Origin of the sequence: Klenkia sp. PcliD-1-E (assembly GCF_024124375.1) — a bacterium.
Lineage (GTDB): Bacteria > Actinomycetota > Actinomycetes > Mycobacteriales > Geodermatophilaceae > Klenkia.
In genome coordinates, this window is the sequence record NZ_JAMXRZ010000133.1 from 1 (window position 1) to 10630 (window position 10630).

The window sequence follows — 10630 nt, forward strand, 5'->3', positions numbered from 1 at the left end:
CGCGGGCCGGTCACCTCGGCGTCCTACTCGATCCCCGTGCGGCTCTCGGCGGCCGGCGCCCCGGCGACCCCCTCCGACGACGCGGGCTGGGTGCAGGTGCTCGCCCAGCTGTACGCCCGCCGCGCGGCTGCCCTGACCGCGGCCGACCCCGCTGCCCTGGCCGGGGCCTTCGCCCCCGGCAGTCCCCTGCTGGAGGCGGACGCCGCCTGGTCGACCGCGCTGTCCGCAGCCGGGCAGCAACTCGAGGGCTTCGCCCCGGACGTGCTCTCGGTCTCCGACGCGGTGCCGGTGCCCGGCGGGGTGCGCCTGCGCGTGGTCGATCGGGTGCCCGGCTACGTGCTGGTGTCCGCGACCGGTGCTCAGCAGATGGCCGGCCGCGGGGACCGCGCGGTGTCGCTCACGCTGGTCCCGGGGGAGTCAGGATGGCGGATCAGCGCCGCGGAGGCACTGCCGTGACGCCGGGGTCAGTGCTGGTCGAGCGCCCACCGCAGGGCCGACTCGACGTCGCCGTGGGTGAAGGTGAACCCGGCCTCCATCAGCACCCGGGGCAGGGCCCGCTGACCGGCCAGCACCCCGAGACGGGCGAACTCACCGAGCACCGCCGACAGCGCGAAACCCGGGACGGGCAACACCGTGGGTCGGTGCAGCACCCGGCCGAGGGCCTCGGTGAAGGCGGCGTTGGTGACCGGCTCGGGTCCGGTGAGGTTGACCGGCCCGGCCACGTCGGCGGTGAGCAGGAAGCGGATGGCGTCGACCTCGTCGCGCAGGCTGATCCAGGGCCACCACTGGTCACCGGAGCCGAGCTTCCCGCCCACGCCGAGCTGGAACAGCGGTCGGATCTTGGCCATCATCCCGCCGCGCGCGAGCACCAGGCCCGTGCGCAGGTGTGCAACCCGGATGCCGGCGGCCTCGGCGGGCGCGGTCGCGGCCTCCCACTGGACGCAGACGTCGGCGAGGAAGTCGCTCCCGGCGGGGCTGCGCTCGTCGAGCACCTCGGCGCCGCCGTCCCCGTAGTAGCCGACCGCTGAGGCCGACAGCAGCACCCGGGGCCGGTCGGGGTCGGCCGCCGCCGCCTGGGCCAGTGCGGCGGCCACGGTGGTGGTGCTGTCCACGCGGCTGTCGAGGACCTCGCGCTTGTAGGCGTCGGTCCAGCGCTTGTCCCCGATGCCGACGCCGGCCAGGTTGACCACCGCGTCGACGTCGGCGAGGACCCCGTCGTCGAGCTGGTGGTGGGCGGGGTCCCAACGGTGCTCGTCGGCCGTGCGGGGCGTCCGGCGCACCAGACGGCGGACGTCGTGCCCGTCGGCCGTCAGCGTGCGGACGAGTTCGGTGCCGACCAGACCGGAGGAACCGGTCACCGCGATGCGCATGGTCTGGGGAGTCCTCCGGGTCGGGGGTGGATCGACGTCCTCCAGCGTGCCCGCAACGGGGCCGGAGGGCACGTCGGGCCCCGGCGGAGTCCGCCGGGGCCCGAGGTGGTCGTGCGGGTGGGCTCAGCTCAGGCCGAGCTCACCGTGGAACGCGCCGGCCTCCAGCCGGTCCTTCACCGTGGTGAGGAAGCGGGCGGCGTCGGCGCCGTCGACGATGCGGTGGTCGTAGGACAGGGCCAGGTACACCATCGAGCGCACCGCCACGACCTCGCCCAGGTCCTCGTCCTGCACCACGACCGCCCTCTTGACGACCGAACCGGTGCCCAGGATCGCGACCTGCGGCTGGTTGATGATCGGGGTGTCGAACAGCGCGCCCCGGCTACCGGTGTTGGTCAGCGTGAAGGTGCCACCGCCGAGCTCGTCGGGGGTCACCTTGTTGGTCCGGGTCCGCTCGGCCAGGTCGGCGATCTTGCGGGCGATGCCGGCGATGCTGAGGTCACCGGCGCCCTGGATGACCGGCACCAGCAGCCCGCGCTCGGTGTCCACCGCGATGCCGAGGTTCTCGGCGTCGTGGTAGGTGACCGTGCCGGCCTCCATGTCCAGCGAGGAGTTCACGGTCGGGTGCGCCTTGAGCGCCTCGACCGCGGCCTTGGCGAAGAAGGGCAGGAACGACAGCTTGACGCCCTCGCGGGCCGCGAAGTCGGCCTTGGCCTGGTCGCGCAGCTTGGCGATCCGGGTGACGTCGACCTCGACCACGGTGGTCAGCTGGGCGCTGATCTGCAGGGACTCGACCATCCGCTTGGCGATCACCGAGCGCAGCCGGGACAGCTTCTCGGTGCGGCCGCGCAGCGCGGTGTCCGGTGCGGGGACCGACGGCGTCGGCCGGGAGGCAGCCGGTGCCTGCGCCGCCGGGGCGGAGGGCGCCGGGGAGGTGGCCTGGGCGGCCGGCGCGGCCGACTCGGCCGCGGCCAGCACGTCCTGCTTGCGGATGCGCCCACCGACGCCGGTGCCCGACACCGAGGAGAGGTCGACCCCGTGCTCGGCGGCGAGCCGGCGCACCAGGGGCGTGACGTAGGCGCCGCCGCCGTCACCGGAGGGTGCCGGCGCCTGCTGGGCCGGCGCCTGCGGGGCGACCTGCGGAGCCGGTTCCGAGGTCGGCGACTGGGCGGGCAGTGCACCGCTGGAGCCGTAGTCGGCGCCCGGGGTCTCGGAGGAGACCTCGGCCTTGTCCGGGGTGGGTTGGGCCTGCGCGCCGTCGGCCTGCTGGGCCGGCTCCGGCGACGTCTCCGGGGCCTTCTCCTCCTCCGCCGGTGCGGCCGCCGGGGCGGACCCAGCGCCGCTGCCACCGCCGATGACGGCCAGCTGCGCGCCCACGTCGACGGTCTCGTCCTCGCCGACCAGGATCTTGGTCAGCGTGCCGGCGGCCGGGGAGGGGATCTCGGTGTCGACCTTGTCGGTGGAGACCTCCAGGAGGGGCTCGTCGACCTCGACGGTGTCCCCCTCCTGCTTGAGCCAGCGGGTGACGGTGCCCTCGGTGACGCTCTCGCCCAGCGCCGGCATGGTCACCGGGGTGCCCTCACCGGAGCCGCCGTCCGAACCGCCGGAGGACGCCGGGGCCGGCTCGGGCTCGGCCTGCGGCTCCGGAGCGCTCTCGGGCTCGGGGGCGGCGTGTGCCGCGGGCTCCTCGGCCGGCTGGTCCCCCGACGAGGACGAACCGCCGCCGTCCCCCTCGCCCCCGATGACGGCCAGCTCGGCGCCGACCTCCACCGTCTCGTCCTCGGCGACCACGATCTTGGTCAGGACACCGGCCGCCGGCGAGGGGATCTCCGTGTCGACCTTGTCGGTGGAGACCTCCAGGAGGGGCTCGTCGACCTCGACGGTGTCCCCCTCCTGCTTGAGCCAGCGGGTGACGGTGCCCTCGGTGACGCTCTCGCCCAGGGCGGGCATCGTGACGGACGTCGGCATCGAGTGCAGTTCTCCTCAGGTCAGGGGTGGTTCAGGGGGACGGTCGGGTCAGCTGTGCGAGTGCAGGGGCTTGCCGGCGAGCGCGAGGTGGGCCTCGCCGACGGCCTCGCTCTGCGTGGGGTGCGGGTGGATCAGGGAGGCCACCTCGTCGGGCAGTGCCTCCCAGTTGTAGATCAGCTGCGCCTCGGCCACGAGCTCGCCGACCCGGCTGCCGACCATGTGCACGCCGACGACCGGCCCGTCCTTGGCCCGCACCAGCTTGACCGCTCCGGAGGTCTTCAGGATCTGGCTCTTGCCGTTGCCGCCGAGGTCGTAGTTGACGACCTCGACCTCGCCGAACTTCTCCTTGGCCTGGGCCTCGGTGAGGCCCACCGAGGCGACCTCGGGCTCGGAGTAGGTGACCCGCGGGACGCCGGCGTAGTCGATCGGCACGACCGGCAGGCCGGCCAGCCGCTCGGCGACGAGGATGCCCTCGCCGAAGCCGACGTGCGCCAGCTGCAGGGTGGGCACCAGGTCGCCGACGGCGGAGATGGTGGGCACGTTGGTCTGCATGTACTCGTCGACCAGGACGAAACCGCGGTCCATCGCGACGCCGGCCTCCTCGTAGCCCAGGCCCTCGCTGACCGGGCCGCGGCCGACGGCGACGAGCACGATCTCGGCCTCGTAGGACTTGCCGTTCTCCAGCTCGACCGTGACGCCGTCCGAGCCCGGGGTGACCTTCGAGACCCGGCTGCCCAGCGAGAAGTCGATCTTGCGGCGGCGGTAGGCGCGCTCCAGCAGCTTCGAGGAGGCCTCGTCCTCGAGCGGGACGAGGTGGGGCAGGCCCTCGATGATGGTCACGTCGGCACCGAAGGACTTCCACACGCTGGCGAACTCGCAGCCGATGACGCCGCCACCGAGGATGATCACCGAGCTGGGCACGCGCTCGAGCTCGAGGGCCTGGTCGCTGGTGATGACCGTCGTGCCGTTGATGTCGATGCCGGGCAGGCTGCGCGCGTAGGACCCGGTGGCCAGCAGCACGTGCTTGCCCTCGTAGGTGGTGTCGCCGACGGCCACCGCGGTCGGGGAGACCAGCCGGCCCTCCCCCTCCACGTAGTTGATCTTGCGGCTCTTGATCAGGCCCTGCAGGCCCTTGTAGAGCTTGGCGGTGACCCCGCCCTTGTAGTCGTTGACCCCGGCCATGTCGATGCCGGCCAGCGAGGTCTTGACTCCGAACTGCTCACCCTCGCGGGCGGAGTCGGCGACCTCGGCGGCGTGCAGCAGGGCCTTGGTCGGGATGCAGCCCCGGTGCAGGCAGGTGCCGCCGACCTTGTCCTTCTCGACTAGCACGACCGACAGGCCGAGCTCGGCGCCGCGCAGGGCGGCGGCGTAGCCCCCCGACCCACCACCCAGGATGACGAGGTCGGCGGTCTGGGTGGGTGCGCTCACGGGTTCTCCTCGGTGCGGGACGGCGCGGTCGGCGGCAGGCAGGTCGTGCCCGGGCGACCAGGTGCGGGGGAGTGCGGCACCCATCCTGCCACCTGTCGGGAACGCCCACCCGACCTGCTCCGTTGGCTCCCTGGGCGCCGCGTCGGGCGCCCCGCGCGGTCGGGGCGCCGACCGGCCGAGGTGCACGGGAGGAGCAGGTCGTGGGGTTCATGGATCGGCTGCGGGGCCGGCGTCCGGCCAGCGGGCAGGGCGCCCGGGGCGACCGGCGCGGCACCCTGGACCGCGCCTCCGGCAAGGCCGACCTCAGCCACATCGAGCAGTTCGTGGCCAGCCGACGCGGGGTGGAGGGGTACGTCGAACCACGCACCTCGGTCACCGAGACCACCATCCTGCTGGTGGCGGCGGACGGCGAGTGGACCCGGCGGCGGATCGCCGGCCCCGAGGTCGGACGCTCGCTCTCCCGGGACCTGGGCATCCCGGTCTACGACGCCCAGGTCACCGGCTACCCCCAGCGGATGCGCGACTGGTCGGCGCGGCAGAAGAACAAGCTGGACTGAGGGCTCACCCCTCGACGAGCGCCTCGATCGTGGCGAGCATCGTCCGCACCGGCACCCCGGTACCACCGACCGGCGTGAAGCCGTGGGGCCGGCCGGTGTTGTAGGCCGGCCCGGCCACGTCGATGTGCGCCCAGGGCAGGCCGGCGGGCACGAACTCGGCGAGGAAGTGGCCGGCCACCAGCATGCCGCCGAGCCGGTCGGGGTTGGCGTTGACGAAGTCGGCGGTCGCGGACTCCAGGCCGCGGCGCAGCTCGGCCGGCAGCGGCATCGCCCACATCGGCTCGCCGACCCGGCCACCGGCGGCCACCACCGCGTCGCGCAGGTCGTCGCTGCCCATGACGCCGGCGGTGCGGCTGCCCAGGGCCACGGTCTGCGCGCCGGTGAGCGTGGAGGTCTCGATGAGGTAGTCGGGGGAGTCCTCGGCCGCCCGGGCGATCGCGTCGGCCAGGATGATCCGGCCCTCGGCGTCGGTGTTGGTGATCTCGGCCTTCTTGCCGTTGCGGAAGGTGACCACGTCTGCCGGGCGGTAGGCGCTGCCCGAGGGCAGGTTCTCGGCCATGGGCACCGTGGCGGTGACGTCGACCGGCAGGCCGAGCTCGGCGACCAGGCACACGGTGGCGATCACGGCCGCGGCGCCGGCCATGTCGCTCTTCATGTCCTCCATCTTCAGCGCGGGCTTGATGGACAGACCGCCGCTGTCGAACGTGATGCCCTTGCCGACCAGCGCCACCGACCGGCGCGCGCGCCGGCCGCGGTAGGACAACCGCAGCAGACGCGGACCGCGGGTCGAGCCGCTGCCCACGGCCAGGATGCCGCCGTACCCGCCGGCGGCGAGCTGCTCCTCGTCGAGCACCTCCACCGACAGGCCGGCCCGCTTCCCGGCGGCCGCCCCGCGGGCAGCGAGCTCGGCCGGGAAGAGGTCGTTGGGCGGGGTGTTGACGAGGTCCCGGGTCAGCGCGACGGCGTCGGCGACCGCCCGCACCCGGGCCAGTGCGTTCTTGGCCGCGCCGGCGTCGGGGACGACGAGCTCGAACGAGGTCGGCGGTGCCGGGCGGTCGGCCGGCAGGTCGGACTTGTAGGCGGTGAACTCGTAGGCCCCCAGGAGAGCCCCTTCCCCCACGGCGTGCAGCCGGTCGTCGTCGGGTGCGCCCCCGACGGCGGCCAGCAGCGAGACCACGGAGGCACGGCCGGTCAGGGCGCGGGTGGCCGCTCCGCTGGCGCGGCGCACGGCATCGGAGCCGTACCCGCCGTCGGGCCGGGGCGAGCCCAGCCCGGTCACCGCGACCACCGGGAACGGGCCCTGCCCGAAGGTGGCCAGTCGGGTGACCTCGTCCTCGCCACCGCGGGCACCGAGGTCGGCCAGCGCGGCCATCAGCCGGCCGCCGAGCAGCCGGTCGACGGCCTCGGCACCCGGTGTGGTCACGGGACCGTCCGGGCCCTTCCCGACGCCGACGACGACGGCGTCGCCGGTCAGCTTCTCGAGCGGGCGGTCGGTGGCGGAGATCGTCGGCGGCACCCCGCCACCCTAGGCGGGCCCGGCTACGGTCGCCTCCGTGACCGTGCCGACCCCGCACCCGACCCCGTCGCTGACCTCGCCCCTGCACGCGCGCCACCTCGCACTGGGCGCCAAGCTGGCTGACTTCGGCGGCTGGTCGATGCCCCTGGAGTACGCGGGCGGCGGTGTCATCGCCGAGCACACCGCGGTGCGGCAGGGCGTGGGGCTCTTCGACGTCTCCCACCTGGGTACCGGCACGGTGCGCGGTCCCGGTGCGGCGGCCTTCGTCGACCGCTGCCTGACCAACGACCTCGGCCGCATCTCCCCGGGGCAGGCCCAGTACACCCTGTGCTGCCTGCCCGACGGCGACCCGCGCGCCGGCGGTGTGGTCGACGACCTCATCGCCTACCTCCACGACGTCGACGACGTGCTGCTGGTGCCCAACGCCGCCAACGCCGCCGAGGTCCTCGGCCGGCTGGCCGCCGCGGCGCCGGAGGGGGTGTCCGTAACCGACCGGCACACCGAGGTGGCGGTGCTTGCGCTGCAGGGACCGCGGTCGGCCGAGGTGCTGGCAGCGGTCGGGCTGCCCGGGTCGCTGGACTACATGTCCTTCGACCGCACGCCCGGCACCGGCGACGTCACGGTCTGCCGCACCGGCTACACCGGCGAGCACGGCTACGAGCTGCTGGTGGAGGCCGACCGGGCGGGTGAGCTGTGGGACGCGCTGCTCGCGGCGGGCGAGGCCGAGCAGATCCGCCCCTGCGGCCTGGGCGCGCGCGACACCCTGCGCACCGAGATGGGCTACCCGCTGCACGGGCACGAGCTCTCGGTCGACATCACCCCCGTGCAGGCACGAGCCGGCTGGGCGGTGGGCTGGCGCAAGCCGGAGTTCTGGGGCCGGGAGGCGCTGCTGGCCGAGCGCGAGGCAGGGCCGGCTCGGCAGCTGTGGGGGCTGAGGGCCCCGGGCCGAGGCATCCCGCGCCCCGGCATGGCGGTGCTGGACGGCACCGGCGCGCAGGTCGGTGAGGTCACCAGCGGCACCTTCTCGCCGACCCTGCGCGCCGGGATCGCCCTCGCGCTGCTCGACACCGCCGCCCAGCCGGCTCCGGGTGCGGAGCTGGCGGTCGACGTGCGCGGCCGCACCTCACCGGTCGAGGTGGTCAAGCCGCCGTTCGTCGAGCCGCACGTGCGCTGACCGGTCAGCCGGTCTTCGCGGTCTCCTTGTCCTCCTTCGCCGGGGTCGGCGGTTCGGGCAGCTCGTCGGCGACCGTCGCCCGCCGGACGCCCATGGGCACCGGTTCGCCCTGCGTCGTGTCCTGCGCTGTCTGGTGCTCGGTCTCGGCGTTGATCTCCGCGCCCAGCAGGACCAGGAACACCGTCAGCTGCAACCACAGCATGAGCACCACGACGCCGGCGACGGCCCCGTAGGTGGCCGAGTAGGAGCCGAAGTTGCTGACGTAGAAGCTGAACGCGACGGAGACGACGACCCAGGCCAGGGTGGTGACGACCGAGCCGAGGGTGACCCAGCGGAACTTCGGGGCGTCCCGGTCGGGGGCCAGCCGGTAGAGGATCGCCAGTGCGCCCGCCATGAGCCCCAGCAGCAGCACCCACCGGACCACCTGGGCCAGGATCGTGCCCACGATGCCCAGCGGCAGGGCGTCGAGGACGACGGGGGCCACCGCCACCAGCGAGACGGTCAGCAGCACGAACACGATGGCGCCGAAGGTCAGCAGCAGCGACAGGCCCCGGAGCTTGATGAAGTTGCGCGTCTCCACCTCGTCGTAGGCGATGTTGACGGCGGTGACCAGGTTGTTGACGCCGCCCGAGGCCGACCACAGCGCCGCCAGGATCGAGATGACCAGGCTGACCGACAGCGCCCCGCTGTTCGCGCTGGCCACCGAGTCCAGCTGGTCGCTGATGATGGTCAGGACCTCCTGCGGCACCGCTCCGCGCAGGCTCTCCACCTGGCTCTGCACGGTCGCGGGCGACGCCACGAGCCCGTAGAGCGAGATCGCTGCGATCAGCGTGGGGAAGATGGCGAGGAAGCCGAAGAACGCCACGCCGCCGCCGATGATCGGCATGTTGTCGGCCTTGTTCTCCGCCCACGCCCGCTTGAGGATCTGCTGCCAGCCGCGCTTGGGGATCTCCGTGGGGCTCTCGGCATCCACCCCCGGCAGCCGGCCCTCCCGCCCCTCCGCCTGCGGTGGGTCGGTCGCCGCCCGCGTCGGGCCGCTGTCCTCGGCCCGCTCGGCAGCCTCCCGGGCGGCGGCCCGGCGGGCTGCCTTCTCCTCCACACGCTGGCGGATGCGGTCCACCGCGCTGTCGGGTCGCTTGATGCCGTCCATGGGTCCGACCTCCGTCAGTCGCCCGGCCAGGAGCCAGTCAGCTTGGTGAACGCCTGCGCGCCGAACCGGTCGACCCCGGCCTTGACGACGGCGAAGATCGCGCCCTGGATGGCCGCGGCGAGCAGCACGTGGGAGGTCCGGTACTCGCTCTGCATGGCACCGGGCGCGTCGTCCTCGTCGGCGATCCGTTTCCACACGACCTTGAACACCCGCCCGGAGATGGCACCGGCGGCGATGCCCGCCGCGATGCCGACGGGCCGGTAGGCCAGCTTCGCCCCGGCGCTCACCGACGCGACCGCCACACGGCGAGGCCGACGACGGCGGCCACCAGCGCGACACCGGCGGCGATGACCACCGGCGGGTTCTCCCGGTAGGTCTCCACCGCGGTGTCCTTGGTGCGGGCGGCGGTCTCCTTGGCGCGGGAGCCGACGTCCAGCCGGTGGCTGAGCTCGTCGACGGTGGCGGCGAGCTGCTCGCGGGTGGCCTCGATGTCGGCCTTGATCTCGTCGGGCTCGGTGGGGCCGGAGACGTCCGGTGCGCCCGGGCCGTGCGCGCCCTCGGGTCGGCTGGTCATCGCGTGGCGCTCCCCTTCACGGCGGCGACGTCGGACTTGACGCTGTCGAGGGTGTCGGTCGGCAGCGGCGGCTTGGCGTCCTGCACGTCCTTCTTGCCCAGCAGCGCGAGCACGCCGGCGACGGCGAACAGCACGACGGCGATGATGATCGCGGCGAGGTAGCCGGGCAGCACGTTGGCCAGGCCGAGGATCGCGGCGGTGATCAGTGCGTTGAGCCCGAGCAGGGCGACCAGCCCGGCCCCCCCGAACAACCCGGCGCCGACGCCGAGCTTCTTGGCCTTGCCCTTGACCTCGGCCTGGGCCAGCCGGACCTCGTCGCGGACGAGCCGGGTGACCAGCTCGGGCAGCTCGCCGATCAGCTGACCGGTCGAGGACCGGGACGGGTCGGTGGACGGGGACGCGCCGTGGGCCCCGGGGGAGCCGCTCATCGGACCTCCTGTGCGCGGTGGGTGCGGATTCGCACAGGCCCATGCCCGCGGTGATCTGGCATCAACCCTGGGTATCCGACACCGGACGGTCCCAGATGTACGCCGTCACTACGCTGCTCCCATGACCTCGCCCACCGGCTGGACCTGGCGGCTGCTCGACCCGGCGGGGGCGGTGCTCGACCCCGGCGACCTCGGGGTGGAGGTGCCGGTGGAGGACGCGCAGAGCGAGGCGGAGTCCTGGCTCGGGGAGCACTGGCGCACGCTGCTGGAGCGCGGCGCGGCCAGTGCCACCCTGCTGCGCGGGGACGCCGTCGTCTACGGCCCGATGGGCCTGTCGGCGTCCTGAGAGCCCTGTGTCAACCCCTGGCGGCGAGAAGGCGTTGCGCGCCGCCGTGGGTTGAGGGGTCGTAGGGGGCGTTGTCGGTCCAGCAGCGGTAGATGACGCGGCACCAGGCTCGGGCGAGGATG

Annotated in this window: 11 protein-coding genes and 1 pseudogene; 4 read left to right on the top strand and 8 right to left on the bottom strand. The window is 73.9% G+C overall.

Annotation, left to right across the window (positions count from 1 at the left end):
- Positions 1 to 456 (top strand): annotated as a pseudogene (locus tag NH342_RS19585) (serine/threonine protein kinase); the annotation flags it as partial.
- Between the two features lie 8 nt (positions 457 to 464).
- Here NH342_RS19585 and NH342_RS19590 read toward each other — a convergent pair.
- The 3 genes from NH342_RS19590 to lpdA form a co-directional block, all read right to left on the bottom strand.
- Positions 465 to 1370 carry a TIGR01777 family oxidoreductase gene (locus NH342_RS19590; RefSeq protein WP_253017456.1) on the bottom strand — a complete coding sequence of 302 codons (906 nt, stop codon included), beginning with the start codon at positions 1368 to 1370 and terminating at the stop codon, positions 465 to 467.
- A 123-nt stretch (positions 1371 to 1493) separates the two neighbouring features.
- On the bottom strand, positions 1494 to 3335 hold the full coding sequence (gene sucB, locus NH342_RS19595) for a 2-oxoglutarate dehydrogenase, E2 component, dihydrolipoamide succinyltransferase (protein ID WP_253017458.1): 1842 nt from the start codon (positions 3333 to 3335) through the stop codon (positions 1494 to 1496).
- 48 nt (positions 3336 to 3383) lie between these two features.
- On the bottom strand, positions 3384 to 4763 hold the full coding sequence (gene lpdA, locus NH342_RS19600) for a dihydrolipoyl dehydrogenase (protein WP_253017461.1): 1380 nt from the start codon (positions 4761 to 4763) through the stop codon (positions 3384 to 3386).
- A gap of 209 nt (positions 4764 to 4972) precedes the next feature.
- On the opposite strand from lpdA, the gene NH342_RS19605 reads away from it, so the two are divergent.
- Positions 4973 to 5320 (top strand): oxidoreductase, encoded by a 348-nt coding sequence (locus tag NH342_RS19605; RefSeq protein WP_253017477.1) that lies wholly within the window; start codon positions 4973 to 4975, stop codon positions 5318 to 5320.
- Between the two features lie 4 nt (positions 5321 to 5324).
- On the opposite strand, the gene NH342_RS19610 is transcribed toward NH342_RS19605, so the two are convergent.
- Positions 5325 to 6836, bottom strand: a complete 1512-nt coding sequence (locus NH342_RS19610) for a leucyl aminopeptidase (RefSeq protein WP_253017463.1) — start codon at positions 6834 to 6836, stop codon at positions 5325 to 5327.
- Positions 6837 to 6873: 37 nt separating this feature from the next.
- Between NH342_RS19610 and gcvT the strand changes: the two genes are divergently transcribed.
- Positions 6874 to 8010 carry a glycine cleavage system aminomethyltransferase GcvT gene (gene gcvT, locus NH342_RS19615; protein WP_253017465.1) on the top strand — a complete coding sequence of 379 codons (1137 nt, stop codon included), beginning with the start codon at positions 6874 to 6876 and terminating at the stop codon, positions 8008 to 8010.
- A gap of 4 nt (positions 8011 to 8014) precedes the next feature.
- Here the strand turns inward: gcvT and NH342_RS19620 are convergent, their stop codons facing one another.
- From NH342_RS19620 to NH342_RS19635, 4 genes are read right to left on the bottom strand one after another with little or no spacing between them, the layout of a single operon-like run.
- A complete protein-coding gene (locus tag NH342_RS19620) occupies positions 8015 to 9160 on the bottom strand; it encodes a YihY/virulence factor BrkB family protein (RefSeq protein ID WP_253017470.1) in 1146 nt (381 codons plus the stop codon).
- A 14-nt stretch (positions 9161 to 9174) separates the two neighbouring features.
- Positions 9175 to 9447, bottom strand: coding sequence for a DUF4235 domain-containing protein (locus tag NH342_RS19625; RefSeq protein WP_253017471.1), 273 nt, complete (start codon positions 9445 to 9447; stop codon positions 9175 to 9177).
- The gene (locus tag NH342_RS19630; protein WP_253017472.1) at positions 9444 to 9734 is read right to left on the bottom strand and encodes a DUF3618 domain-containing protein; all 291 of its coding nucleotides are present in this window, start codon (positions 9732 to 9734) and stop codon (positions 9444 to 9446) included. Before NH342_RS19630 ends, NH342_RS19625 begins: the two co-directional genes overlap by 4 nt.
- Positions 9731 to 10162, bottom strand: a complete 432-nt coding sequence (locus NH342_RS19635; RefSeq protein ID WP_253017473.1) for a phage holin family protein — start codon at positions 10160 to 10162, stop codon at positions 9731 to 9733. Before NH342_RS19635 ends, NH342_RS19630 begins: the two co-directional genes overlap by 4 nt.
- A gap of 121 nt (positions 10163 to 10283) precedes the next feature.
- Between NH342_RS19635 and NH342_RS19640 the strand changes: the two genes are divergently transcribed.
- Positions 10284 to 10508 carry a hypothetical protein gene (locus NH342_RS19640; RefSeq protein WP_253017475.1) on the top strand — a complete coding sequence of 75 codons (225 nt, stop codon included), beginning with the start codon at positions 10284 to 10286 and terminating at the stop codon, positions 10506 to 10508.
- The last annotated feature ends 122 nt before the right edge of the window (positions 10509 to 10630 follow it).